Raw genomic sequence first — 26,696 nt, 5'->3', positions numbered from 1 at the left:
GTGCAAACGGACGGCATCCTACGATCAATTTCCAGCCCTATAGTCAATACACGACATTATAGTACTAATGTCGTGTATGGGATCTGTTTGTGTAGTGTTTCCTAGGTATTACGTTGTATTATCAACATATTGCCATTTCAGCCAACGCCTTCACGCCATGACCCTCGAATCCGACATCGAAGCCGCCCGCGAGCGCGCGTCCGACACACAGGCGCTGTATCGCGAAGTCTGTGCGTTGCTGTTTTTCCGCTACGGCGAAACGCCGACCGCCAACCGGCTGTATCAGCTGGTGCGCAAAGGCAGCATGAGCGCGCCGGCCAAGGCGCTGCGCGATTTCTGGGTCGAGGTTCGCGACAAGACGCGTGTCGATGTTGGCCGGCCGGATTTGCCGCCCGAGGTTGCGGCGGCGGCCGGCGAATTGGCGGCCCAACTCTGGCGCCTGTCGAGCGACGCCGCCCATAGCGCGTTCGAGGTCTTCCGGCAGGACGCGGACGCGCAGATCGCCGTCGCGCGCGAACAGGCTCGCCAACAGGACGAACAACACCGGCAGGCCGAAAAACAAGCCGCCGAGGCCGCCGCCGACGCCATCGCGCTGCGCGCGCAGCTCGCGACTCTCGATGCGCGCATCGTCGAACTGCAAACGGCAAACGAGATGCTGAACGCGCAATTGGCTGCATCGAAGGAAGAAATCGCCGCGGCAAACGCCGCGCTGAGCGACGCGCGCCGCGATTTCGCCGACGAACTGGCGAAACTGCGCCATTCGCACGAACAGAACGAACAGCGGCTGGCCGCCGCGGAAAAACGCGCGTTGCTCGAAATCGAGGCGCAGCGAGCGGCCACGTTGCGAATGCGTCGCGAGCTGCAGACGAGCCAGGAGCGGGCGGCGACGCTGGAAACCGAAAGCCGCGCCGAGCGCGACGCGCTGCGCGATCAACTGGCGGCCGCGAAGGCCGAACTGGCCGCATCGAACGCACGGCAGGCGGCAACCGGCGCGCAGCTCGCGGAAAAAGACGCGTTGCTGGCCGAGCGCTCGGCCGCCACCGATCTGCTCAGGCAGCGGATCGACACGATGTCCCGGGAAATCGCAGCAGCACGGTCCGCGCCGGCGTCCGCACGCCCTGCCCGCCGCGTCCGCGAAAAAGCCGCGCCGGAGCGCGCGCTGGCGGCGTTTGCAGGCGCACCCTTCGTGAAGCGTTCGAGCAAATCCGGTCGGCCCAAAGAACGCGACAACGAGCACGATAACGAGCGCGATAACGAGCGCGATAACGAGCGCGATAACGAGTGAGTTAGCGAGTGAGTTAGCGAGCGAGATATCGAACGCGACAGCGACGAGACAGATACACCAGCTGAGCTAGCCGGCCTTACCGCGAACCTAACGCCGAATGGAACGTTTCCTGCGAGCGCAACAGCATCTCCGGCTTTGCGGCGCTCGCCCGAATGCAATCTCCTCCCGACCGGCGCACTGCGCGTCGCGCCACGCCAACCAGCGAACCGACGCGGTCCTCGCTGCCGGCCCGTTCGTGGGCTGCGGACCTCGGGCCGGGGCTCGTGAGCCTCGGCTGCGACAACGATCCGAGCGGAATCGCCACCTATTCGCTCGCGGGCGCATGGTACGGCTACGACATGCTGTGGACCTGCGTGCTTACGTATCCGTCGATGGTCGCGCTGCAACTGGTCTCCGCGCGGATCGCCGCCGTCACGGGCCACGGACTGACGGCGAACATGCGCGCGCACTATTCGCCGGTGCTGTTCTATTTCGCGGTCGCGCGCTTCGTACTGGCCAATACGCTGAACATCGCGGTCGACGTGCTGGCGATGGCGACCGTCGCGCAACGCTTCGTTCATCTGCCGCTGGCGCTGCTCGCGGTGGCGTGCGGCGGGCTGTCGATCGCGCTGCAGTGGTTCATTCCGTACGCGCGCTACGCGCGGATCGTCAAATGGCTGATGCTGCCGATGCTCGCGTACGGCGCGGTGCTGCTGATCGTCGATGTGCCGTGGCATACCGTGGCGCTGCGTTCGTTCGTGCCGCGCATCGAATGGCAGGAGGATTTCGTGACGATGCTGATGGCCGTGCTCGGCACGACGATGAGTCCGTATCTGCTGTTTTCGCAGGCCGAGCAGGAAGCGCAGCACGAGCACCGCGAACAGCGGCAGAACCAGCGGGACGCCGCGCCGCAGAAGCCGCAGAAGCCGCCTAAGCCGCTGTCGTCGCGGCAACTGCGCCGCTTGCGCACGCAGACCCTGATCCGCACCGCGTTATCGAGCGTGGCCGCGCTGGGCATGATGATCGCCGCCGCGGCGACGCTGCACGGCGCGAACGCGCGGCCCGGCGAGCCGGTGCCGATCGCCCGCGCGCTGGAGCCGCTCGCGCACGGCTACGCCGGACTGCTGCTCGGCCTCGCGCTGTTCGGCTCGGCGCTGCTCGCGTTGCCGCCGCTGGCCGGCTCCGCCGCGCAAGCGGTCGCGAGTTCGTTCGACTGGCCGCGCGGCAAGCAACGCGACGGCCGGATTGCCGGCGTGCTGGTCGCGCTCGCGGGCCTGGGCACGCTGCTGGCGCTCGCGCTCGGGCTGTCGCGCATCGATCCGCTCAAGGCGATGTACTGGAGCGCGGTCGTCAACGGGATGTCGATCACGCCGGTGCTGGTGCTGCTGGTCCTGCTCGGCGCGAAACGCGAGGCGGTCGGCGAGATGGCCGCGCACTGGTCGTTACGCGCACTGTGCTGGCTCGCGACGCTGCTCACCGGCGTGGTGGTGGCTGCGCATTTCGTGCTCGAAGCGGCCGCACGAATCGGGTGGTGAACGCCTCCAGCAGAAAAGTGGTCACCCAAATTTATCGAAAACCGGTCATTCAAAAGAGCCAATCGGACATCTAACCTTTGTCCCATGTTGAATCCACCACAAGGACGCACACCATGAGGATCATGCACGTCGACGCCAGCGCGAAGCGCGAGCACTCCAATTCCCGCGCGTTGAGCCGCTATTTTCTCGAGCGCCTGCGCGAACGGCACGTCGCTTTCGAACTCGACTATCTGGACGTGACGGTCGACACCCCGCCGCACGTCACCGAAGAGTTCGCGATCGCGACCTACACGCCGGCCGAGGAACGCACCGACTCGATGAAGGCGACGCTGGCCTCATCGGACGCACTGTGCGCGCGGCTGCTCGCCGCCGACGCGCTGGTGTTCGCGATGCCGATGTACAACTGGTCGATGCCGTCGGCGTTCAAAGCCTTTATCGACAGCGTCACGCGCACCGGTCTGACCTACAAGTTCGCCGCCGACGGCAGCACCGTCGGCCAGCTGGGCCGGCAAAAGGTGTTGTTCATTACGAGCCGCGGCGCGGATTTGCGCGCGGGTTCGCCGTACCAGTCGATGGATGCACTGACGCCGGCGTTGAAAGCCGCATTCGCTTTTCTCGGCGTAAAGACGCCGGGTTTCGTCGATGCGCAGCCGCTGCAATTCGCAAACCCGGAGGCTCGCGCGCAGGCGCTCGAACGCGCACGCGCGGAGCTGGACGAGCTGGCCGGGCAATGGGCCCAATGGGCGAAAACGACCGAAGCGGTCGGCGCGGCACGGGGTGCAACATGCGGCGCAACACGGGGCGCAGCGGACGAGCCGTTGTCCGCAACCTGCGAGGAGTAAGCCGATGAGCAGGAGCAGAATCCGCGGCGTGTTCGCAACGACGCTGCTAGCCGGCCTCACGAGCCTGGGCGCATTGCAGTTCGCGTGCGCGCAAACCACCGGGCCGGCTAGCGCCGGCACCGGCGCAAGCTCAGGCGAAAAAACAAGCGAAAGAACCAGCGCAGGCAGCGCCGCGCCGCACGAAACAATCACCGCTGCGATTACCCCTGCGATCACCCCCGCTTTCGCGGTCCCGATCGCGAACGTGCCGGGCAAGACGATGACCGCGCTGGTCGTCGATTACGCACCGGGGGGCAAGTCGGCCCCGCATCGGCATGGGCAGGCGTTCGTGGTCGGCTATGTGCTGTCGGGCGAAATCCGCAGCCGCGTCGATAACGGCGCCGAGCATGTCTACCGCGCGGGTCAATCGTGGACCGAGAAGCCCGGCGCGCATCACCGCGTCAGCGAAAACGCGAGCGCGACCGAGCCGGCGAAACTGTTGGCGATTTTCGTCGCCGATACGAACGACAAAAAGCTCCTGACGTTCGACAGGAAATAATCGCTGAGGACGATGGGCGGCGTTGCGCCGCCCTTGCCTGTCGATGCATGCACAACCACTTTGAAACCGCGCGTCAAAAGCGCGGATGACACTCGAAATCGACCGACGACGCATGCTCGGTCATCGCCGCCACCCCGCTGACGGTCTCCATACTCACACTGCTTTGCATCCCACGTTGCTCGCAGTAGTCGCGCGCCTCGTTCATCGCGAGTTCGTGCGCGCGCGCCCAGGCCATGCGGCCGCCGGTTGCGCTCGCGGCGACGGTGTACGTACCGGGCTTGTCGCCGGCGATCACGTGCGTGCTCGACGCGCAGCCGACGAGACTCGCGCACGCGAGCACCGCCGCCGCGAAACCGCGCATCCGCGCGATACCCGACACCCTCTTCTTTTGCGTCGATCCCACGCGCGCGATCGCTGCATCGCCAGGCGATCGCATCGTTGCGCGCACATCGGGAAGACTGTCTGAATCCTGCTCGAACTTCATGACGACACCTGCATTTTTAACCGGTTTTCCAATCCCATAATTATCCGTATTAGCCCGTCCAAGATCAGCCGCTGCCGCTGAAAACACTGTTGCGTGCCCCATAACAATGGACGCAATTTCGTACCGTTCGGACATTCGAGATTGAGCGGACCGTATGGTTCACAAAAGAACTTCCGGAATCGCCAGCGAACGCCTAGTCTTTATCGATGCCTTTTTCAGCACCCGGGCATCTCGATCCGCATCCCTCACAACATAGCGGCACATACCGGTCGTCGAACCGGAGGAGACATCGATGAATCTCGAGGCAAGCACCATGCACCGCGTCACGGTCCGGCTCATCCCGTTCCTGATGCTCTGTTATTTCATCGCCTATCTGGATCGCGTGAACGTCGGCTTCGCGGCGTTGCAGATGAACGCGGCGCTCGGTCTGTCGGCCAGTTCGTTCGGTTTCGGCGCCGGAGTATTTTTCCTCGCGTATTTCTTTTTCGAAGTGCCGTCGAACCTGTTGCTCGAACGCTTCGGCGCGCGCCGCTGGATCGCGCGAATCATGTTTACGTGGGGCATTCTGGCGGGCGCGATGGCGTTTATTCCGAACATCGCGAGCTTCACCGGAATGTCGCCCGCGCACGTGTTCTACGGGTTGCGGATTTTGCTCGGCATCGCCGAGGCCGGCTTTTTCCCCGGCATCATCTTTCTGCTTACCTTATGGTTTCCGGCCGCGTACCGGGGCCGCGTGGTCGGCTACTTCATGGCGGCGATTCCGCTGTCGACGGTGATCGGCGGCCCGATTTCCGGCGCGCTGCTGACGCTCGATGGCCGCGGCGGGCTCGGCGGCTGGCAATGGCTGTATCTGATCGAGGCGCTGCCGGCGGTGCTGCTGTCGTTCGTGGTGCTGCTGTATCTGACCGACAAGCCCGCCGACGCCGGCTGGCTGTCGGGCGAGCAGCGCGACTGGCTGATCGCGCGGCAGCAACAGGAGCGCGAGCATCGCGAGGCGGTGCGGCATTTCAGCGTCAAGGAAGCGCTGATCAATCCGCGCGTGCTGGCGATCGCGCTGATTTATTTCGGCGCGAACGCGACCAACTACGGGCTCAGTTTCTTCCTGCCGCAGATCGTGAAGTCGTTCGGGCTCAGCAATGTGCAGACGGGTTTCGTCACGTCTCTGCCGTATATCGTCGGGCTGATCAGCATGATTGTGTGGGGGCGCCATTCGGATCGCCATCTCGAGCGCCGCTGGCATGTCGCGATCGCGCTGTTCGTCGCGGCCGGCGGGATCGCGGCGGCGGCCGGGCTCGATAATCCGGTGCAGAAGATGATCGCGCTGTCGATCGCCGGGTTCGGAATTTTCGGCTGCCTGCCGGTGATCTGGACGTTGCCGGCCGCGTTTTTGTCGGGCGCGGCGGCCGCCGGCGGGATCGCGGCGATCAATTCGCTCGGCAATCTGGCGGGCTTTTTCGGGCCGTTCGCGATGGGCTGGATCAAGGACAGCACCGGCGGCTTCGGCGCCGGGCTGCTCTGCCTGTCCGGCGCGGGACTGATCGGGATGGCCGCGGTGTTGCTGCTGCATCACGATTCGTCGCTCGAAACCGCGCATGGCAATCCGCATGAGCGCTCGCCGGGTGAGGCTGGGGTCGCGCGGGGGTAGTCGCGCTCGGTTCGCCGCTTAGTTCGCCCCTTAGTTCGCCCCTTAGTTCGCCCCTTAGTTCGCCGCTTAGTTTGCCCGTCAGTTCGCCCCGTTGGCGTTATTCGCCGCTGCGCCACCCTGCCCGCCGGCGTCCGGCGGCACCACGTCGTCGGGCGTCGGGGTCGGCGCGAGCGCGGCGGCGCCGTCCCCATGCGCTTCACCGTCGACCCCATTGCCGTTCGCCGGCGCTGCCGCTGTTGCCCCTGCCGCCGGCCCGCTACCCGAGCCCGGCGCCGGCAACAGCGGCGGCAACCCGTGCGCATCGCCCTGCACCACCGACGCCCCCGCCGCGATCTCCGGCACCTCGATCACAGCCGAAGCCGCCGACGCGGCCGGCTCCGCCGTCACCACCGGCGCACGCCGCACCGTTGCGCGCGCACTGACCTGCTTCTCGGGCTGTGCCGGCTTGCGCGAAAACACCTGCTCGAACCAGTCGCGCAGACGCGCGCTGCGTTCGGCGAACCAGCCCGGCTGCTGCTCGGTGTCGAACTTCAGATGGCTGTCCACCAGCCGTGCGCGTTGCGCGCGCTGGAAGAAATCGCCGACGATCGGCAGCGCGCTATGCGCGCCCTGCCCCCAGTAATCGCTGCGCAGCGTTACGCGGCTGTCGTTGAAACCGACCCACGCGCCGGCCACCAGCTGCGGCTGAATCAGGATGAACCAGCCGTCCGCGTTGCCCTGGGTCGTGCCTGTCTTGCCGGCGATGTCGCCGCGCACGCCGAAGCGCGTGCGGATGCTCGCGCCGGTACCGCGGCTGACCACGTCGCGCATCACGTCGACCAGCGTGCGGGCGGTATCGGCGGGCAGTTCGCGCTGCGGCGCCGCCGGCTCGAACTGCGCGAGCACGTTGCCGTTGCGGTCTTCGATGCGGGTCACCATCAGCGGCTCGACGTAGCCGCCCAGGTTCGCGATCGTGCCGTACGCCGACACCATCTCCTTGAGCGTGACCGGGCTGGTGCCGAGCGCGAGCGACGGCACCGGATCGAGCTGGCTGTCGCGCACGCCCATCGCCCGCGCGAGCCGCGCGACCTTGTTCGGCCCGACCGTCTGCATCACCTGCGCGGTGATGCGGTTGCGCGAATACGTGAGCGCGTCGCGCAGGCTGATTTCGCGGCCGCTCGGTTCGTCCTCGTCGCTCGGCTTCCAGATTTCGCCGCCGGCCAGCTGGATTTCGACCGGATTGTCGGGCAGCTTGTCGTCCGGCTTGGCGCCCGCCTGGAACGCGGCCGCGTAGACGAACGGCTTGAACGTCGAGCCCGGCTGACGACGCGCCTGCTGCACGTGATCGAACGGATCCTCGCTGAAGTCGCGGCTGCCGACCCACGCCTTGATCTCGCCGGTGCGCGGGTCCATCGCGAGGAAGTCGGCCTGCACGCGGGTTTTCGTGTCGCACACGTTCTGCACCAGCTTGCGGTCGGTCAACAGCTGCCGGAGCGCGTCGTCGTCGCTCTGGCCGCCGTCTTTGGCCGCGCGGAATTCCGGCGTTTCGCGCAGGAACGCGCGCAGCAGGTCCTTGTCCGCCGAGCAGCCCGAATGCGTGCCCCACGCCGAGTTGGCAATCCCCTGCAACTGGTTGCCCTGCAGCTTGACCGCCTGGTTGGCCATCGTCTGCAAGCGCGAGTCGAGCGTGGTGCGCACCACGAGGCCGTCGGAATAGATGTTGTAGTCGTTGCGATCGGCCCACGAGACCAGCCACTTGCGCAGTTGCTGCGTGAAGTGCGGCGCCGGTCCGGGCGGCTCGACCTGGCGCTCGAAATCGAGCCGCAACGGCTTGCGGCTCAGCGTGTCGTACTGGGCCGGCGTCAGCTTGCCGTACTTGACCAGTTGCCCCAGCACCGTATTGCGCCGCTGCAGCGCGCGCTCCGGATTGAGCACCGGGTTGTAGTACGCATTGCCCTTGAGCATGCCGGTCAGCGTCGCCGCTTCGAGCACGTTCAGGTCGGCCGCGGATTTGTCGAAATAGGTGCGCGCGGCCATCTCGATCCCGTACGCGTTGTACAGAAACGGCACCGTGTTCAGATAGGTTTCGAGAATCTCCGGCTTCGTGTAGAGCATCTCGATCTTGATCGCGGTGATCGCTTCCTTCAGCTTGCGCGTGAGCGTCGGCGCGCGGCCGATTTCATCCGGGTACAGATTGCGCGCGAGCTGTTGGGTGAGCGTCGAGCCGCCCTGGCGGTCGCCGGAAAACGTGTGCAGCGCGGCCGACGCGGTGCGGCGCCAGTCGAGCCCGAAATGCTGGTAGAAGCGATGGTCCTCGGTCGAGATCAGCGCGTTGACGACGGTCGGCGAAATCTGGTCGAGACCGACCCATTGCCGGTTCGACGGCTTGAATTCGGCGAGCAGCTTGCCGTCGGCCGACAGGATCTGCGCCGGCTGCTCGACCTTCGCCTTGCGGATGTCGCCGATGCCCGGCGTAAAAGGAATCAGCAGCAGCACGTACAGCAGGAACAGCGCGGGCAGCGCGGCGAGCCCCCACGCGAAAGTGCGGCGAGTCGGGTGGCGCAGATGCCGCCAGCCCTTCGCGAACAGCGGGTTCGCGGCGGTCAGCCCTTTGTCGAGGGCCGCCAGGAAGAAGGAGAAAAGACGCTTCACGCTTGCTGTGATCGGCTGGAAAAGGCGCAATCGTACCAAGATGTGGGGGCGGCGCCGATTTTTGCCCGGGTGCGAGGGCGCCCCCCGCCGATGCCCGGCCCGTGCGGCGAGGCCACTATAATGTCGCCAATTCCGACAAGAGGTGTTTCATGATCATCAAACCGCGTGTGCGTGGCTTCATCTGTGTATCGACCCATCCGACCGGCTGCGAAGCCAACGTCAAGGAACAGATCGAGTATGTGAAGGCGCGCGGCCCCATCGCCAACGGCCCGAAGAAGGTGCTCGTGATCGGCGCGTCGACCGGCTACGGCCTCGCCGCCCGCATCAGCGCCGCATTCGGCTCGGGCGCGGACACCCTCGGCGTGTTCTTCGAGCGCGCCGGCAGCGAAACCAAGGCCGGCACCGCAGGCTGGTACAACACCGCCGCGTTCGAGAAGTTCGCGACCGCCGAAGGCCGCTACGCGACCAGCATCAACGGCGACGCGTTCTCCGACGCGGTCAAGGCGCGCACCATCGAAGTGATCAAGCGCGATCTCGGCCAGGTCGATCTGGTCGTCTATAGCCTCGCGGCGCCCAAGCGCCAGCATCCGAAGACCGGCGAAGTGTTCAGCTCGGTGCTCAAGCCGATCGGCAAGGCAGTCAACCTGCGCGGCATCGACACCGACAAGGAAGTGATCAAGGAAACCGTGCTGGAGCCGGCGACGCCGGAAGAAATCGCCCACACGGTCGCGGTGATGGGCGGCGAGGACTGGCAGATGTGGATCGACGCGCTCGCCGAAGCGGGCGTGCTCGCGGACGGCGCGAAAACCACCGCGTTCACCTACCTGGGCGAGAAGATCACGCACGACATCTACTGGAACGGCTCGATCGGCGCGGCCAAGAAGGACCTCGACCAGAAGGTGCTCGGCATCCGCGAAAAGCTCGCGGCCAACGGCGGCGATGCGCGCGTGTCCGTGCTGAAGGCGGTCGTCACCCAGGCCAGCTCGGCGATTCCGATGATGCCGCTGTATCTGTCGCTGCTCTTCAAGGTGATGAAGGAAAAAGGCACGCACGAAGGCTGCATCGAGCAGGTCTACGGCCTCTTCAAGGACAGCCTGTACGGCAGCCAGCCGCATCTGGACGATGAAGGCCGTCTGCGCGCCGATTACAAGGAACTCGACCCGCAGGTCCAGGGCCGCGTGCAGGAACTGTGGAATCAGGTGACCAACGACAATATTTACGAGCTCACCGATTTCGCCGGCTACAAGACCGACTTTCTGCGCTTGTTCGGCTTCGAGATGAAGGGAATCGATTACGACGCGGACGTCAATCCGGACGTGCAGATTCCGAATCTGGTGCAGGTTTGATGGTGGTGGTTTGAGGTTGCGGGTTTGAGGTTGCGGGTTTGACGTCGGGAGTTTGACGTTGGCCCTTCGAAGCGCCGGCGGGGTTGCGATCCCGCCGGCGCTTTTGCATTTCAGCGCGTCACTTTCTGCGCTTCATTTCTTCCGCTTTTCTCCCGTGCCGGCGCCGGCGCTGGTGGCGCACGGAAATGCGCCCTGCAACGCGCGCAGGATCGCCAGTCCGACCGGGAAGTCATCGGAGATGCCCGGATGATTCGCGAAGAACGCATCGAGCATCGGATAGACGGTCTGATTGCCGAGCGCGAGCTTTTCCGGCGGACAGAACAGCGGCGGCCGATTTTGCGAGACCAGATCGCCGTTGGCCCAGCCGAGCGCGTTGATCGTGCCGGTGATGTACGCCGCGTAGATCGAGTCGTTGTCGGCGTGCGCCCATTTTTTGTATTGCGCGGCCGTCATCTCGGCGCTCGCATTCAGAGTGAAGCACGCTGTCAGCAGCGCCAGCGCGAATTTGGTTGCCCGCATCGTCGAACCTTCAAGGTCAAAGGCCGCCATTGTAGGGGACGCGGCGGACGGTGCGCAGAAGCGTCGATGGAAAGCAATTGGAAATAATTTAGAAGGCAATCTGAAATACATGTGCGATGTCCCGGGAGTACAACGGCTGGTCTCCCCGCGTGTTCCCTTCGCACGCGATTGGCCACTCACGGCGTCCCATTGCGGCAATACTCCCGATACCCATCGCGCTGCGCAAGCCGCGCCAGATAAGCATCGAGCGCCGGAAAATCGTCGTGCTGCTGCGGCGTTTCGAGCCAGCGGTTCGCCGACAGCGCGATCGGAATATCCGCTAGCGAAAACGCCGCCCCCGCGATAAACGCGCCGGTGCGCGCCAGTTGTTGTTCGACGATCGCCATATGCCGCGACCAGTTCGCCCACGACAGCGCGATCTGCTGCGCATCCTGATGCGCGGGCGAGCGCCGCACCAGCGCGAGAAATGCATAGCTCCACGAACGATTCAGCTCGCTCGCCTGCCAGTCGATCCATTGATCGCAGCGCGCCCGCGCCAGCGGCTCGGCCGGATAGAGCCAGTCGCCGCGATAGCGGTTCGCCAGATAACGGATGATCGAGTTCGACTCCCACAGCACGAACTCGCCGTCGCGAATCACCGGCACCATCGCGTTCGGATTGAGCGCGCGAAATTCATCGACCTCGGTCGAGCGAAAGCCCGAACCCCAGTCCTCCTGTTCGAACGACAGGCCCAGTTCCGCGCAGGTCCACAGCACCTTGCGCACGTTGATCGAGGTGGTCTTGCCGAGTATTCGCAGCATCGTGGTCCGTGGTCCGTGGTTCGGGTTGAGCGGTTGGAGAAAGGCGATACGCGCGGCGTCGCCGCGCTGTGCATTGCGCGCGGCAAGCTGTCAGCCGGCTTTCAGCGTCGCCTGTTCGCGGATCATGTCGTAGAGCGCCTGGGCCGCCGGCGACAACTGCGCGCTCTTGCGCGCGACCAGCACTAGCGTACGCGACACGGACGGCTGTGTCAGTTCGATGGCGCGCACGTTCGGATACGCGCCGTTCTGCACGGCGAGCGCCGGCACCACCGCCGCGCCGACCCCTTGCGCGACCAACCCGAGTGCGGTCGAACTGCGCTGCACCTCGTAAAAAGAACGCAACGCGATTTCGCTCGACGCCAGTGCCATGTCGAGCAGCGCGCGATTGCCGCTGATCTCGCCGGCAAAGATCAGCGGATAGGCCTGCAACTGCCGCCATGCGATGCGCCGCCGCCTGGCGAGCGGATGTGCGTCGTGGCAGATCAGTACGTAGCGGTCCTCGGTGAGCGGCACCGTCGCGAGTTCGGGATGATGCTCGCGCGCGATGTTGATGCCGAACTCGACCTCCCGCCGCAAGACGGCCTCCTGCACCGCCGCCGACGCGTGATCGAGAATCTTGATGCGGTTATGCGGATAACGCGCGGAATAGGCCTGCAGAATACGCGGCAGATACTGCACGCCGACCGTCGGCACGCACGCGATCGACACGTCGCCGCGTTGCGCGATGCCGGTCTCGCGAATCTCGACCAGCGCGTCGGCCAGTTCGCCGAGCAACCGGCGCGCTTGCGGCAGAAAACTGCGGCCGATTTCGGTCAGCGCCATCGAGCGCGTGGTGCGTTCGATCAGCGCCACGCCCAGATAGCTTTCGAGCTTGCGTAGCCGCTGCGTGATCGCGGTTTGCGTGACGTGCAGCGAATCGGCCGCGCTCTGGAAGCTGCCGCGATCGGCGATCGCGACGAAAGCCTGCACGCCGAGGGTGTCGATTTTCATAAGAAAAATGAAGCAATCGGAAGCATAAATTCGTTTTACTGTGCGCCGCGACGCGCCGAGAATGGCCGCACCGAACCCCACGAGGAGTCACGACATGAGCGCAACGGGCACCCCCAAGCAGGCCGACTGGCACGCGCAACAGTACATGCTGTTCGAGAACGAGCGCACCCGGCCGGTGCGCGATCTGCTCGCCGCGGTCCCGGTGGACGGCGCGCGGCGCGCGATCGACCTCGGCTGCGGACCGGGCAACTCGACCGAGGTGCTGGCCGCGCGTCTGCCGGGCGCGGCGGTGAGCGGGATCGACAGTTCCGCCGACATGATCGCGGCGGCGCGCGAGCGGCTGCCGCAATTCAGTTTCGAGGTAATCGATATTGCGACGTGGAGCGCGCGCGAACCGTATGACGTGATCCTTGCGAACGCGGTATTGCAATGGGTGCCCGACCACGAGCGGGTGTTGCCGGCGCTGGTCGACAAACTCGCGGCGGGCGGCAGCCTCGCGGTGCAGATGCCCGACAATCTCGACGAGCCGGCGCACCGGTTGCAGCGCGAAGTCGCCGCGAACGGACCGTGGGCCGCGAAACTGAAAGGCGTCGAGCGCACGATGCGTCATCGCGCCGAGTGGTACTACGCGCTGCTCAAACCGCTGTGCGCGCGCGTCGACGTGTGGCGCACCGTGTACCACCACCCGCTGGCGGGCGGCGCGGACGCGGTGGTCGAATGGTTCAAGGGCAGCGCGCTGCGGCCGTTTCTCGCCGCGCTCGATGCGGCCGAACGCGACGCGTTCCTGCAACGCTACCGCGACGGGATCGCCCACGCGTATCCGGCATTCGACGACGGCACCGTGCTGCTGCCGTTTCCGCGGCTTTTCATCGTCGCGACACGCGGCGAGCGCTGACGGCGGCGCGCAACACGATGCGGCGGCAGAGCTGGCGACGCTCGCCTGCCGCCCCGCTCGCCCCCGGGCGCGCACCACTTTGCGCGCCAGGGTTGGTCAGGCATTGCGGCCCGGGAATTGCGCATGCTAATGTGTGTTGAAAGCGGAGGACGGCGCTCGGCCGCCCTCACCGGGAAGCCATTTACTGCAGCGAGCGTCGCCATGAGTGATGTACGCCAACATCTGAGTCCCCGTGACCGTCTGGAGCTGTTGTGCTGGCTCACATGCGGAAGCCTCGGCGCTTATTACCTGAACGAAGACTGGCCCGACGCGGCGTTTCACGTGCAAGCCGCGCATAAGTGGCTCGACCGCCGCGCGCGCGAAGCCGACTGGTTATGCGTCGCGAAACTGTCGGCGATTGCGGTCGAAATCGCGCGGCGCCACGCCCAATTCGTCGACACCGACTGGGCGCGCGACGCGGTCGAAGAAATTCTCGATACCGACGAACTTGATCCGCAGGCACGTCTGCTCAGACAGGTGCTGGCCGACTGCCAGAACGCGCTGGCCGACAAGCGGATCGCGGATTAAGTTTTCTCTGCTGATTGCGGTGATGCGGGGCCCATTTGTGGCCCTGTTTGCGTTGGCGCGAATCGCCTTGTGCTTCGGCGCTCTCCCCGCTCTCCATCCCGCCCGCACCCCTCACTTTTCCACGGCCGCCTTCAGCTTCAGCAGCGCCTGATCCCACTGCCGCGAAATCGCATCGAGCGCGCGCCGCGCCGCATCGAGCCGGGACGGTTCGAACGCCCACAAGCGCTCGCGTCCGACCTTCACGTCATGCACCAAACCCGCGTCGGCCAGCACCCGCAAATGCTGGGTCACCGACTGTCGGGTAATCTCGGTGCCGGCCGTCAATTGCGCGATCGACAGCGCGCTGCCCGCGCACAGCGCCGCGATTAACCGTAGACGCGTCTCGTCGCCGAGCGCCGCGAACACCGGCGCGCAATTGCGCGGCGCTTTCGCGCTACGCGCTAAGGTTCCTGCTTTGGCTCGCGCCGTCGTTCCCGCGGCGGCACGCACGTTCGCGCCGCGCGTAGCGGCTCTCGCCGCGCCCCTGCCGGAGGCGCCGTTCTTCCCCACCGCGCGCCGCGCAGCGCCGGCTCCGGCCGATGCCGCGCTACCCTTGCCCGACATGTCGTTCGAGATTGCCCATCTGCTGTCCCCAGCCGTCGTCGTTGATCCGGAACGCTTCCGCGCGGCGCCCGACCGGCAACTGATCGAAACCCGATTCGACCACCCGCAGCAGCGTGCCGCCGTCGACCTCGGTCAGATCGAACTCGACCAGCGTGGTCGGCTCCGGCGTGTAGTCGATCGTGATGTCGATCGCGGCCGGATGCCAGCGCCAGGACAGATGACGTTCGGGCTCCACGCGTTCGACGAGCACGTCCATCACCAGATGTTCATAGCCCGGATACGTGATGTGCCCCTGCACGTACTGCCCCTGCACGAAGCGTTTGCCGGTCAGATTCACGCCGAACCATGCGCCGAATTGCTCGGCGTCGGCGAGCGCGCGCCACACCCGTGAGCGCGGCGCGCGCAGCAGAATCTGCTTTTCGATGCGATCGGTCGATGTGTTCATATGCAGCCTCCTGGCTGCATATTAGGCACGCGACTCACGCGATGCAAGCAGCTCTCACTCCGTCGCATGCGCATGCAGCACGCCCGTGTGCATCGACCATGCCATCCACGGCCGGCGCAGCGCGACAATCGCGACGAATGCGCAGGAGGCCAACGCGCCGAACGTCGCGAAGCCCATCTGATAGCTGCCGGTGCTCTCCTTCGCGATGCCCATCACGACCGGCAGATAAAAGCCGCCGATCCCGCCTGCCGCGCCGACGATGCCCGACATCAACCCGGTGCGGCCGGCCCAGCGATGCGGGACCAGCTGGAACGTCGCGCCGTTGCCCAGACCGAACGCAACGTACAGGCACAGCAGCAGCGCGATGCCGTTGGTCAGCGACGGCATCGCCGCGGCGAACACGAAGTCGCCCACCGCGATGATCGCGAGCAGCACGGTCAGCGCGCGCACGCCCGACACCCGGTCCGCGATCAGCCCGCCGAGCGGCCGCACCATCGCGCCGGTCGCCGCGAGCAACGCCATGAACAGACCCGCGTCGATCTTCGACAGTTGATAGAGATCGGTCAGCAGCAGCGACACATACGAGGACATGCCGACGAAACCGCCGAACGTGATGCTATAGACGAGCATGATCACCCACGTATCGCGCTCGGCAAGTACCGAGCGATAGCGTTTGGGCAACACCGCGATCGCGAGCAGCGCGCCGATCACCGGCAACAGCAGCACGCCGGTTTTGCCCGCGCCGAACAGACCCGCCTCGACCAGCAGCACCAGCACGATCAGCCCGACCAGCGTGGTCGCGAAGCTGCCGAACGCGCGCAGCACGCTGCCGGTTTTGACGCCCGCGTCGTTGGCCCAGAAATACAGCGTCAGCGCGGCGATCGCGAGCAGCGGCAACGCACCGCCGGCGGCGAGCTGCCAGCCGTAACGCGTGGCCAGTTGCGGAAACAGGAAGCCGTCGAGCACCGCGCCGATATTGCCGGCCGCGGCGAGTCCCAGCACGAGGCCCTGCACTTTCGGCGGATAGTTGCTGCCGGCCATCGGCAGCGCGACCGCGAAGCTCGCTCCGCCGACGCCGAGAAACACGCCGAGCACCAGCAGCGTTTGATACGACGGCACGCCCGGCAGCAACGGCAACACGATGGTCGGCACCGCCGACAACAGCACCCCCATCAACGCGATGCGCTTGCCATGCGCGGACTGATACAGATTGCCGAGCGTCACGCGCAAAATCGCGGCCGACAGCACCGGCACCGCGACCAGCAGACCCTGTTGCGCGGGCGTCATATGAATGCTCTTGCTGATGAACGGCGCGAGCGGTCCATACAGCACCCAGACAGTGAAGCCCGTGTCGAAATACAGAAAGCAGGCGACCAGCGCGCGCCAGTCGCCGCTCTTCAGGGAATGCATCAGGTTTTTCATCAGAGATCCTCACTAAATAGATTGCCTTGTCGACCCGCTCGTCGCCGTGTCGCATGTACTCGCACCGGCAGGTCGTTCAGATTTTCGATCCGGACTTCTTTACGCAAGCCCTATGCCATCGGGGCCCTTGTTTTACGGCTTTTTCTCACTTATTCAATGTCGGCGCCACCTCGCGCGGTCGCTTCAATACACGTCGCGCGCATAGCGCTTCTCGCGCGTCAAACGGCTCACATATTCGAGTGCTTTTTCTTCGCCGAGACCGCCGTGCGTCGCGATCACGTCTTTCAAGGCGGCATCGACGTCGCGCGCCATCCGGTTCGCGTCGCCACAGACGTAGAAATGCGCACCTTCTTCGAGCCATGCCCACAATTGCGCACCGTGTTCGCGCATGCGGTCCTGCACGTAGATCTTGTCGGCCTGATCGCGCGAGAACGCGACGTCCAGTTGCGTGAGCACACCGCTCGCGCGCATCGCTTCGAGTTCGTCGCGATAGTAGAAATCGGTGGCAGCGTGCTGCTCACCGAAGAACAGCCAGTTGCGGCCGCGGTCGCCGCGAGCGCGCCGCTCGTGCAGAAAGCCGCGAAACGGTGCGATGCCGGTGCCGGGGCCGACCATGATCATCGGCGTATCGGATTGATGCGGCGGCCGGAAATGCGCGGACTTCTGCACGAAGACCGGCACGTCGGTTGCACTCGCGCGATCGGCGAGAAACGTCGACGACACGCCTTTGCGATGACGCCGGCCATTGTTGTAGCGCACCGCCGACACCGTCAGATGCACTTCGCCCGGATGCGCTTGCGGGCTCGACGCGATCGAATACAGACGCGGCTGCATACGCTTGAGCATGCCGGTCAGCTCGGTTGCGCTCAGCTTCAGCGGGAATTCGTGCAGCACGTCGGCGAGCTGCTGGCCCCACAGCCATTGCTTCAGATCGGCCTTGCGCGCGGGCGTCAGCAGCTCGCGCAGCGTGCCGTTGCCGCTGCGCGACGCGATGAACGCGAGCGCTTCGGCGCTCGGTCGCGCGATCTCGTAGTGCTTGCCGAGCGCATCGGCGAGCCGCATGTCGCCGTGACCGGCGACGTGCACCGGCGCGTCCGCGTGCAGCCCGCTGAGCGTAATCAGTTCGTCGACCAGTTCGGGACAGTTGCTCGGCCACACGCCGAGCGCATCGCCGGCTTCGTATTCGAGGTTCGAGTCGCCGGTTTGCAGCGACACGTAGCGCGTATCCTTCGCGGCGCCCTGGCGGTTCAAACGCACATTGCCGGTCACGCGCGACGCGGCCGGCCGTGTCCTCGTCGGCACCGTGCCCACCACCGCGTTGATCATCCCGCCCGGCGGCACCGCGTGCAGCGCCGCGTCCGCCGCCTTGATGCCGGCGATCACGCGCTCGAGCCACGCATCGGCGCTTTGCTGATAGTCGCTGTCGCAGTCGACGCGCTCGAGCAGTCGCAGCGCGCCCCGCTCGGCGAGCCGTTCGTCGAGCCGGCGGCCGTGGCCGCAGAACTGGTCGTAGTTTCGATCGCCGAGCGCGAGCACCGCGAAGCGCACGCCGTCCAGACGCGCGGCGTCCTGCGCGCTCAGCTCAGTCCAGAATTCCTGCCCGTTGTCGGGCGCATCGCCGTCGCCGAACGTGCTGGTCATCAGCAGCACGTACTGCGCTTTCGCGAGCGACTCGAATGGATAGTCGGCCATGCACGCGGTGCGGATTTCGAAACCCGCTTCCATGAGCCGGGTCGCGTAACGCTCGGTCAGCGACTCGGTGTTGCCGGTTTGCGAGGCCCACAACAGCGTGACCTTGGGCCGTGCGCGCACGATGCGCACGCCGGCTTCGCGCGACTCCTCCAGCGGTGCGGGCTGCGCCAATGCGGCTGCGGCACCGGGCGTCGTCGCACCGCGGCTGTAGAGTCCCGCCAGCAGGCCGTCCACGTACAGACGCTTGGGTGCATCGAACGGCGCGGCAGCCGGCAATACCGGCACGCTGTCGATACCGCTCGCCTCGGCCGAGCGCAGGCCATCGACGAAGCCAACGAGATACGCGCGTTCGGCATCGGTCAGAGACGGCGCGGGCTCGCGCGGCAATTGCAGCAGGCTCGTCAGGGCTTCGATACGCGGCATGGAGGAATCCTCGGCATTCGTCGCTGACACTGCCGTCGCGCCGGATGGCGTGCAACGCGCGGCGTCCGCGTCGTCCGGCTGCACATGATGCTCGACCGTCACCGGCGCCAGCGCGACCGCGCAGACTTTCAGTTCGGGCTGCAAAGAAACGGGATCGACGGCGTCGTTGGTCACCGCGTTGATGCACAGGTCGTCGCCGAACACGTCGTTCCAGTGCATCGGCGCGAAGCATTGCCCGGCGCTCACGCGATCGGTGACGACGGCCGGCAACACCGCGCGGCCGCGACGCGAGCGAATCTCGACCGGGTCCTTCGAGCGGATGCCGAGCGCGCTCGCGTCTTGCGGATGAATCTCGACGAACGGTCCCGGGTTCAGCTTGTTGAGCATCGCGACCTTGCCGGTCTTGGTCATCGTGTGCCATTGATGCTGGAGCCGGCCGGTGTTGAGGACGACCGGAAATTCGCGGTCCGGCAATTCCGCCGCGGGCGCGTAAGCGCGCGCGAAAAACTTCGCCCTGCCGTTCGCGGTCGGGAACGCGATGCGCGGCACGCTGCCGTCCGCGCGTTGCCGCAGCGTCTGGCTCACGCCGTCGTTCAGGTAGCGCAGCGGATTGCGCGCGCAAGCGGTATCCGGCGCGAGCGGCCATTGCAGCGGCGTCTCGCGCAGGCGTCGATGGCTCGCGCCGCGCAGGTCGTAGCCGGTCGCCGGATTCGCCGCGCGGGTGATCTCGGCGAATACTTCGTCCGCGCTCGCATAGCTGAACGCGTCGGCAAAACCCATCTCGCACGCGATCCGCGCGATGATCTGCCAGTCCGGCAACGCGGCGCCGACAGGCTCGACCGCCTGCTGCATCAGCGTCAGATTGCGCTCCGAATTGACCATCACGCCGTCGGCTTCGGCCCATAGTGCGCCGGGCAGCAGCACGTCGGCATAGCGGTTGGTCTCGGTGTCGAGGAACGCGTCCTGCGCGATTACCAGTTCGGCCGCGCGCAAACCGGCAATCGCGCTCTGGCGGTTCGGCAGCGTCGCGACCGGATTCGTGCAGATGATCCAGCACGCCTTGATGTCGCCGGCGGCCATCCGCGCGAACATGTCGACCGTGCCGGCTCCGCTGCTGCCCGTACCCGTGCCGGCGTTCAGCGTGCCGGGCGCGATGCCCCACAACGCTTCGATGAACGCACGATCTTCGGCGACCAGCGCCGAACGCTGCCCCGGCAAACCCGGGCCCATGTAGCCCATTTCGCGCCCGCCCATCGCGTTCGGCTGACCGGTCAGCGAGAACGGTCCGCTGCCGCGCCGGCAGATGCGGCCGGTCGCCAGATGCAGATTGCACAGCGCGTTCGTGTGCCACGTGCCATGCGTGCTTTGATTCAGGCCCATCGTCCAGCAGCTCATCCACTCGTTCGCGGACGCGATCATCCGCGCGGCTTTACGGATATCGTCGGCGGCAAGACCGGTGATACGCGCGACGTTTTCGGGCGTGTAGTCCGCGAGAAACGCCGGCATCGCATCCCAGCCCTCGGTGAATTCGGCGATGAACTTCGCGTCGGTCGCGCCGCTTTCGTGCAGCAGATACAGCAGCCCGTTCAGCAACGCGAGGTCGGTGCCCGGCTTGATCTGCAGAAACAGATCGGCTTTTTCGGCGGTCGTGTTGCGGCGCGGATCGACGACGATCAGCTTCGCGCCGGCCTTCACGCGATCCATCATCCGCAGGAACAGGATCGGATGACAGTCGGCCATATTCGCGCCGCTGACGAAGAACAGATCCGCGTGATCGAAGTCCTCGTACGATCCGGGCGGCCCGTCCGCGCCGAGCGACAGCTTGTAGCCGCTCGCCGCGCTTGCCATGCACAGCCGCGAATTGGCCTCGATGTTGTGGGTGCCGATAAAGCCCTTCGCGAGCTTGTTCACGAGGTACTGCGCTTCGAGCGACATCTGCCCCGACACGTAGAACGACAACGCATCGGGTCCATGCTGATCGAGCACGCGGCGCAGCCGCGCGGCGGTGTCGCTCAACGCCTGCGCGATCGGCAGCGGCACCGGATCCTGGTCGCGCGCATGGCGCACGAACGCGCCTTCGAGCCGGCCCGACTTGCGCAGCGCGACGTGAGCCGACTGCCCTTTCGTGCAGAGGCGCCCGAAGTTGGCCGGATGCTCCGTGTCGCCCGCGATCTTCACGACCTGGCCGTCTTCGACGTGCAGCACCATTCCGCAGCCGACGCCGCAATACGGACAAACGCTTTTTACGCTGGTAGCAGTCATGCGCGAACCGGATAGTCAGGAGTTTTGAGCAATAGCGAAGAACGCGGCCGAATCAGGCCTCGACCATCACCTGGCCGTTTTCGACCCGCGCGGCAAACGCGCTGACCGAATACGCGGGCGTTTCGAGGCATTCGCCGGTGCGCAGATCGAAGTGATGCTTGTAGATCGGCGAGGCCACCACGATGCGCTCGCCGAGGCTGCCGACCAGCCCGCGCGACAGCACCGCCGCGTGCGAGCCCGGATCGAAGTTTTCGATTGCGTAGATGGCGGACGCGCGTTCGGCCTCGTCGTTACCGCCGTCCACCCGGAATACCGCGACCTGTTCGCCGTTGATCAGCGCGCAGACGCCGGTGTTCGGCACGATGTCGTCGAGCGGGCAGATCGCGGTCCACGCGCGGGGCAAGTGTTCGTTTTTCATGGCTAGGGCTCCTCAGTGAACGGGCAAAAAACTGCGAAAGATGTGCAATAAAGCGCGGCTTAAACCGGCTGCGCCACCACCGGAATCGTCACGAGGCGCGCTTGCCGCTCGTCGGGCGTGGCCGGCCGGATTTGCCCGCGTTCCTCGACGAAGCTGACATTGCCGTCCGCTTCGCCGCTGTTGACGAAGTGGCGAAAGCGCTTGCGCGTGTCGGGATCGCTGACGGCCTTGTTCCATTCGCACTCGTAGGTGTCGATGACGTTGCGCATCTCCGCTTCGAGTTCGGCGGCGACGCCGAGCCGGTCGTTGACGACCACGTCGACCAGATACGCGAGGCCCCCTTCGAGGTTCTCGCGCCATACGCTGGTGCGTTGCAGACGGTCGGCGGTGCGCACGTAGAACATCAGGAAGCGATCGATGTAGCGCACCAGCGTATCTTTATCGAGGTCCGCCGCGAGCAGCTCCGCGTGGCGCGGCTTCATCCCGCCGTTGCCGCACACGTACAGGTTCCAGCCCTTGTCGGTGGCGATCACGCCGACGTCCTTGCCCTGCGCTTCCGCGCATTCGCGGGTGCAGCCCGACACGCCGAACTTGATCTTGTGCGGCGTGCGCAGCCCCTTGTAGCGATTCTCGAGGTCGACCGCGAGGCCGACCGAATCGCCGACCCCATAGCGGCACCACGTCGAGCCGACGCAGGACTTCACGGTGCGCAGCGACTTGCCGTACGCGTGGCCCGATTCGAAGCCGGCCGCGATCAGCTCTTCCCAGATCAGCGGCAATTGCTCGACGCGCGCGCCGAACAGATCGACCCGCTGACCGCCGGTGATCTTCGTGTACAGCCCGTATTTCTTCGCGACCTGGCCGACCGCGATCAGGCCGTCGGGCGTCACTTCGCCGCCGGGCATGCGCGGCACGACCGAATAGGTGCCGTCGCGCTGAATGTTCGCGAGGTAGTAGTCGTTGGTGTCCTGCAGCGACGCGTGCTCCTTCTTCAGCACGAATTCGTTCCAGCACGATGCGAGAATGCTGGCGACCGCCGGCTTGCAGATATCGCAGCCGAGCCCGCGGCCGTGCCTCGCGAGCAGCGCGCCGAAGCTTCGGAGTCCTTCGACGCGCACCAGGTGATACAGCTCCTGACGCGAATAGGGGAAGTGTTCGCACAGGTGGTTGTTGACGGCCATGCCCTGCTTTTTCATCTCGGCCTTCATCACCTGGGTGACGAGCGGCACGCAGCCGCCGCACGAGGTGCCCGCGCCGGTCGCGCACTTCAATGCGCCGATATCGGTCGCGCCCGCGCCGACGGCGGCGCACAGATCGCCCTTCGACACGTTGTTGCACGAGCAGATCTGCGCGGCGGCCGGCAATGCGTCGACGCCGAGCGCCGCTTTCGCGTTGCCGTCCGCTTGCGGCAGGATCAGGAATTCGGGCGCTTCGGGCAGCTCGATGCGGTTCAGCATCATCTGCAGCAGCGTGCCGTATTCGCTCGCGTCGCCGACCATCACACCGCCGAGCAGATACTTGCCGCAGTCGGACACCACCAGCTTCTTGTAGACCTGCTTGCGTTCGTCGCTGAACTGATAGGTGCGGCTGCCCGGCGTGCTGCCGTGCGCGTCGCCGATGCTGGCGACGTCCACGCCCATCAGCTTGAGCTTGGTGCTCATATCGGCGCCGGCGAATTGAGCGGGATTACCGAGCAGTTGCTTCGCGACCACGCGGGCCATTTCGTACCCGGGCGCGACGAGGCCGAACAACTGACCGCGCCACAGCGCGCATTCGCCGATCGCGTAGACGAACGGGTCGCTGGTGCGGCATGCGTCGTCGATGACGATGCCGCCGCGCGCGCCGATCTCGAGCCCGCATGCGCGCGCGAGGTCGTCGCGCGGGCGGATGCCGGCCGAGAACACAATCATGTCGGTATCGAGGTGGCTGCCGTCGGCGAACTGCATCCGGTGCGTGCCGCCGTCGCCGTCGACGATCTCCTTGGTGTTCTTCGCGGTGTGCACGGTCACGCCGAGTTCTTCGATCCGGCTGCGCAGCACGCGGCCGCCGCCGTCGTCGACCTGCACCGCCATCAGGCGCGGCGCGAATTCGACCACGTGCGTGTCGAGCCCCATGTCGCGCAGCGCCTTCGCGCATTCGAGGCCGAGCAGGCCGCCGCCGACCACGGTGCCTGTCTTCGCGCGCGCGCCGCATTCGCGCATCGCTTCGAGATCATCGATAGTTCGGTACACGAAGCAATCGGCGCGCTCGCGCCCCGGCAGCGGCGGCACGAACGGATAGGAACCGGTCGCGAACACGAGGCGGTCGTACGGCAGCGTTTCGCCGCTCGCGACCGTCACGGTGCGCGCATCGCGATCGACCGCGACGGCCCGCGCGTTCAGCTTGAGCAGCACGTTATGGCGTTCGAAGAAGCCCGGCTCGACGAGCGACAGATCGTCGGCGCTCTTGCCCGCGAAGAACTCGGACAGATGCACGCGATCGTAGGCCGGCCGCGATTCCTCGCCCAGCACGGTGATGTCGAGATCGTGCGCCGGCTCCTGCGCGAGGCATTCGACCAGTTTGTGGCCGACCATCCCGTGACCGATAACGATGATTTTCATGAGCGCGCTGTCCTCTTCTGTCTGGCGAATGCGGTGGCGGAAATAAAAACGGCGTCCCGCGAATCCAGCCGAGGGCTGAATCCGGGGGACGCCGTTGTCCTGTTCGGTGCTGCTTCGATGTTGCTCGGGTTCTGCTACGGCGCGGCAGCGGTGCTGCGCGCGCGGCGGACCTGCGTTGGCCCGTTGGCATCGCTTAATGCAAAGGCTGTGCCAATTGTTAAAAAGCAGGCCGCGGCGCCTTACGCGCTATGGGTTTGCGCGCTTATGCGACCGCGCGGACCGTGCGCGCCGCGCGTTGCGTTTTGATGCGCCGAGGCACAGCGATGGTGCGACGCAGCACTGTGCGCGTGCGCAACGCGAGTGCGACCCGATGGTGCGCGAGCGTGTCTGGCGAAGTGGTGCGCGGGCTTTCGAGTGGCTTTGCGAATGGTTGCGTGTGGTTTTGAGCGAGCTTTGGCGGGCGGCCTGCAACCACGTGGCGTGGTCCTTGCATTAACGATGCACACGCTCATCGCAGCAACGCTGCCGTGCTGAGCGAAGCCGATCCGATCTGAAAGACTCCGCACTGGCGCGCAGCTTCAGGCACAGGTGCATCCGTAGGCGGTTATATAAAGCGCTACGCTGCCCCGCCCGGACCGGCTTCAAAGCAGCTAACCCGCAATGCAACGGACAACGGCGTCCCCTCGTGCATCACACGAGCGGACGCTTTTTTATTTCGCGCGCCGCAGCGCCGTCGCAGTTCCAGCCGCGCGGCGCGCACAACCGAAGGACACGACGATGACGAGCCCTACCCCCGCCGACACGCTCACCCCCGGCAAGGTCACGCTGCTGAGCGCGGGCCCAGGCGACCTCGACTTGCTGACGTTAAAAGCGGTCAAGGCGCTGGCCGCCGCCGACGTCCTGCTGCTCGACGACCTCGCCAATCCGGAAATCGTCTCGCTCGCGCCGCAAGCACGGGTGATCCGCGTCGGCAAACGCGGCGGCTGCCGTTCGACGCCGCAAGCGTTTATCGAACGTCTGATGCGCCGTTATGCGCTCAAGGGGCTGCACGTGGTGCGCGTGAAAGGCGGCGAAGCGCTGCTGTTCGGCCGCGCCGGAGAAGAAATCGCGGTGCTGCGCGACGCGGGCATCGCGGTCGATATCGTCAATGGGATTTCGTCGGGCTTCGCGGCGGCGGCTTCGCTCGGGATGTCGCTGACGCATCGGCGGCATTGTCACGGCGTGAGCTTCGTCACCGCGCACACCGAAGATCACGGCGAGCCGGACTGGGCCGCGCTCGCGGCGACCCGCACGACGCTCGCGATCTATATGGGCATGCGGCGCATCGAGCGGATCGCGAGCGCGTTGCTCGCGCATCTGCCGGCCGCGACGCCGGCGGCGCTCGTGCAGTGGGCGGGCGGCGTCGACGAACGGCGGCTGCTCACGCGGCTCGACCGTTTGGCCGCCGATGCGATGAGCGCCGGGTTCGGCAGCCCGGCGGTGATCCTGGTGGGCGATGCGGTGGGCGAAAGCGCGCGGCAGCGTGATGCCACTTCACACGCGCGGACGACCGCAGCGATCGCGTACGCGGCCTGACGCGCGGTCGCGTCAATCGCCGAACGCCAACTCGGCCTGAACTTCCTGCCCGACCCGCAACCACGCGCCCGCGCCGCTAGCGACCAGCGCGTTGTTGCCGAACGTGACCGCGCCGTCGAAGCGCGCGCTCGCGCGGTAGCCGAGCAACGTGTCGGTCGGCTCGTTCGGCCAGTCGGGATCGGGCGCGCCGCGAGCCTGATCGACGGTCGGCATCGGGCAGCGCGCGCACAGCTTGACGAGGCGCAGTTCGACCGCCGCCGCATCGTTCGCGCTATGGCCGCCGCTCGTGCCATTCGTGCCGCTCGTCCCATTCGCCCCGGCGGCCACGCTCAAGCGCTCCACGAAGTCTTCTTCATACGCATCGAGCCCGTCCAGCACGATGTTCGGCCGGAACCGGTCGATCGGAATCGACGGCGCGCCCTTGCTGTTCAGGCGCGCGTTCAGGTCGTCGAGCGATGCCTGGCCGACCACCAGCAGCGGAAAGCCGTCGGCGAAAAAGGTCGTGGCGCCGCCCGTGCTTTCCGTGTAATCGCGATCGACGATCCGCTCGCGCAGCGGATCGAAGCGCAGCAAGCGCGCCGGCAAGCCGAGAAATTCGCTGAGCCACGCGGCGGTTTCCTCGCCGGTGTCGAGCCCGTAGGCCGCATCGCGCCACACGGAGGTGTCAACGCGCGGCGCCTGCGCGAGCCGGGCCGCGTCGAGCGGCGTGCACAGCTCGCGCATGCCGGGCGCGCGGATCACCAGGTCTTCGTCGCCAAGCTCGACCTTGATCAGCGCCATGCGCGGATAGGCGCGCTGCGTGTACATCGCGCCGTGCGGATCGGTGATCATCCAGTTGCGGTCGTATTCGAGGCCGGTCGCCAGCAGGCGCGCCTCGTTGAGCGCGATGCCCGCGCAGGATTTGATCGGATAGACGAAAAGCTCGCTGATGGTCGGCATGGTGGGGGCGCCCTCGGGCTCGCAGGTTCTGGTCAAGAGGCGATTGTAAAGCGCGCGGGCCTTCGGGCAAGCCGCCGTTTCGAACCGGCGCGCGGGGCAGTAGAATCTTCGGTTCCAACGCGCGCGCCCGGCCGCACGCGGCTTGCTGCACCGCCCGTGTCCACGCGGGGACGGCAAGCCCGGGCGGCAGCGCCTCGCGCGAGCGGTCCAGGGCTGGAACCGGCGTGGAACCGGCGGCGCCTCCCGATCAACCAGACAGAA

21 protein-coding genes are annotated in these 26,696 nt (G+C 66.1%); 9 read left to right on the top strand and 12 right to left on the bottom strand.

Translation table 11 applies throughout. The features are described from left to right. The first annotated feature begins 94 nt into the window (after nt 1-94). The 4 genes from LJ656_RS02675 (at nt 95) to LJ656_RS02660 (ending at nt 4,179) form a co-directional block, all read left to right on the top strand. Nucleotides 95-1,285: a DNA-binding protein gene (locus LJ656_RS02675; protein ID WP_230507717.1), complete on the top strand. Its 1,191-nt coding sequence runs from the start codon at nt 95-97 to the stop codon at nt 1,283-1,285. Between the two features lie 152 nt (nt 1,286-1,437). Next, a complete protein-coding gene (locus tag LJ656_RS02670; RefSeq protein WP_230507716.1) occupies nt 1,438-2,799 on the top strand; it encodes an NRAMP family divalent metal transporter in 1,362 nt (453 codons plus the stop codon). A gap of 113 nt (nt 2,800-2,912) precedes the next feature. After that, entirely contained in the window at nt 2,913-3,641 is a 729-nt protein-coding gene (locus LJ656_RS02665) for an FMN-dependent NADH-azoreductase (protein WP_230507715.1), read from the top strand. Nucleotides 3,642-3,645: 4 nt separating this feature from the next. Continuing rightward, entirely contained in the window at nt 3,646-4,179 is a 534-nt protein-coding gene (locus tag LJ656_RS02660) for a cupin domain-containing protein (protein ID WP_230507714.1), read from the top strand. A gap of 73 nt (nt 4,180-4,252) precedes the next feature. Here the strand turns inward: LJ656_RS02660 and LJ656_RS02655 are convergent, their stop codons facing one another. Beyond that, nucleotides 4,253-4,540 carry a hypothetical protein gene (locus tag LJ656_RS02655; RefSeq protein WP_230507909.1) on the bottom strand — a complete coding sequence of 96 codons (288 nt, stop codon included), beginning with the start codon at nt 4,538-4,540 and terminating at the stop codon, nt 4,253-4,255. A gap of 415 nt (nt 4,541-4,955) precedes the next feature. Here LJ656_RS02655 and LJ656_RS02650 point away from each other — a divergent pair, with 415 nt between their 5' ends. After that, nucleotides 4,956-6,308, top strand: a complete 1,353-nt coding sequence (locus LJ656_RS02650; RefSeq protein WP_230507713.1) for an MFS transporter — start codon at nt 4,956-4,958, stop codon at nt 6,306-6,308. Between the two features lie 78 nt (nt 6,309-6,386). Here LJ656_RS02650 and LJ656_RS02645 read toward each other — a convergent pair whose 3' ends face one another. Then, the gene (locus LJ656_RS02645; protein ID WP_230507712.1) at nt 6,387-8,939 is read right to left on the bottom strand and encodes a penicillin-binding protein 1A; all 2,553 of its coding nucleotides are present in this window, start codon (nt 8,937-8,939) and stop codon (nt 6,387-6,389) included. Between the two features lie 149 nt (nt 8,940-9,088). Between LJ656_RS02645 and fabV the strand changes: the two genes are divergently transcribed. Continuing rightward, nucleotides 9,089-10,285, top strand: coding sequence for an enoyl-ACP reductase FabV (gene fabV, locus LJ656_RS02640; RefSeq protein WP_230507711.1), 1,197 nt, complete (start codon nt 9,089-9,091; stop codon nt 10,283-10,285). A 132-nt stretch (nt 10,286-10,417) separates the two neighbouring features. On the opposite strand, the gene LJ656_RS02635 is transcribed toward fabV, so the two are convergent. The 3 genes from LJ656_RS02635 to LJ656_RS02625 all read right to left on the bottom strand — a co-directional run bounded on the left by LJ656_RS02635 (nt 10,418) and on the right by LJ656_RS02625 (nt 12,594). Next, nucleotides 10,418-10,804, bottom strand: coding sequence for a Rap1a family protein (locus tag LJ656_RS02635; protein ID WP_230507710.1), 387 nt, complete (start codon nt 10,802-10,804; stop codon nt 10,418-10,420). 176 nt (nt 10,805-10,980) lie between these two features. Beyond that, nucleotides 10,981-11,604 (bottom strand): glutathione S-transferase family protein, encoded by a 624-nt coding sequence (locus LJ656_RS02630; RefSeq protein ID WP_230507709.1) that lies wholly within the window; start codon nt 11,602-11,604, stop codon nt 10,981-10,983. A gap of 90 nt (nt 11,605-11,694) precedes the next feature. After that, nucleotides 11,695-12,594, bottom strand: coding sequence for a LysR family transcriptional regulator (locus LJ656_RS02625; protein WP_230507708.1), 900 nt, complete (start codon nt 12,592-12,594; stop codon nt 11,695-11,697). A gap of 94 nt (nt 12,595-12,688) precedes the next feature. Here LJ656_RS02625 and tam point away from each other — a divergent pair, with 94 nt between their 5' ends. Further along, nucleotides 12,689-13,489, top strand: a complete 801-nt coding sequence (tam, locus tag LJ656_RS02620) for a trans-aconitate 2-methyltransferase (RefSeq protein ID WP_230507707.1) — start codon at nt 12,689-12,691, stop codon at nt 13,487-13,489. Nucleotides 13,490-13,690: 201 nt separating this feature from the next. Beyond that, complete coding sequence (locus tag LJ656_RS02615; protein ID WP_230507706.1) at nt 13,691-14,056, top strand: hypothetical protein; 366 nt, start codon at nt 13,691-13,693, stop codon at nt 14,054-14,056. A gap of 111 nt (nt 14,057-14,167) precedes the next feature. Here LJ656_RS02615 and LJ656_RS02610 read toward each other — a convergent pair whose 3' ends face one another. From LJ656_RS02610 to nirB, 6 genes are all read right to left on the bottom strand, one after another. Continuing rightward, entirely contained in the window at nt 14,168-14,461 is a 294-nt protein-coding gene (locus tag LJ656_RS02610; RefSeq protein WP_230507705.1) for an ArsR/SmtB family transcription factor, read from the bottom strand. Nucleotides 14,462-14,642: 181 nt separating this feature from the next. After that, nucleotides 14,643-15,104 (bottom strand): SRPBCC family protein, encoded by a 462-nt coding sequence (locus tag LJ656_RS02605; RefSeq protein WP_230507704.1) that lies wholly within the window; start codon nt 15,102-15,104, stop codon nt 14,643-14,645. Nucleotides 15,105-15,158: 54 nt separating this feature from the next. Beyond that, nucleotides 15,159-16,526, bottom strand: coding sequence for an MFS transporter (locus LJ656_RS02600; RefSeq protein WP_230507703.1), 1,368 nt, complete (start codon nt 16,524-16,526; stop codon nt 15,159-15,161). A 183-nt stretch (nt 16,527-16,709) separates the two neighbouring features. Next, nucleotides 16,710-20,903: a bifunctional nitrate reductase/sulfite reductase flavoprotein subunit alpha gene (locus LJ656_RS02595; RefSeq protein WP_230507702.1), complete on the bottom strand. Its 4,194-nt coding sequence runs from the start codon at nt 20,901-20,903 to the stop codon at nt 16,710-16,712. A gap of 52 nt (nt 20,904-20,955) precedes the next feature. Next, the gene (nirD, locus tag LJ656_RS02590; RefSeq protein ID WP_230507701.1) at nt 20,956-21,321 is read right to left on the bottom strand and encodes a nitrite reductase small subunit NirD; all 366 of its coding nucleotides are present in this window, start codon (nt 21,319-21,321) and stop codon (nt 20,956-20,958) included. A gap of 59 nt (nt 21,322-21,380) precedes the next feature. Continuing rightward, a complete protein-coding gene (gene nirB / locus LJ656_RS02585) occupies nt 21,381-23,921 on the bottom strand; it encodes a nitrite reductase large subunit NirB (RefSeq protein ID WP_230507700.1) in 2,541 nt (846 codons plus the stop codon). 777 nt (nt 23,922-24,698) lie between these two features. Between nirB and cobA the strand changes: the two genes are divergently transcribed. Beyond that, on the top strand, nt 24,699-25,496 hold the full coding sequence (cobA, locus tag LJ656_RS02580; protein ID WP_230507699.1) for a uroporphyrinogen-III C-methyltransferase: 798 nt from the start codon (nt 24,699-24,701) through the stop codon (nt 25,494-25,496). 12 nt (nt 25,497-25,508) lie between these two features. Here the strand turns inward: cobA and LJ656_RS02575 are convergent, their stop codons facing one another. Next, nucleotides 25,509-26,435, bottom strand: coding sequence for an MOSC domain-containing protein (locus tag LJ656_RS02575; RefSeq protein WP_230507698.1), 927 nt, complete (start codon nt 26,433-26,435; stop codon nt 25,509-25,511). Nucleotides 26,436-26,696 lie beyond the last annotated feature (261 nt).

It is taken from the genome of Paraburkholderia sejongensis (genome assembly GCF_020880815.1).
Lineage (GTDB): Bacteria > Pseudomonadota > Gammaproteobacteria > Burkholderiales > Burkholderiaceae > Paraburkholderia > Paraburkholderia sejongensis.
Note: the sequence above shows the minus strand (reverse complement) of the source record. Positions and strands in the feature narration are given on the sequence as shown.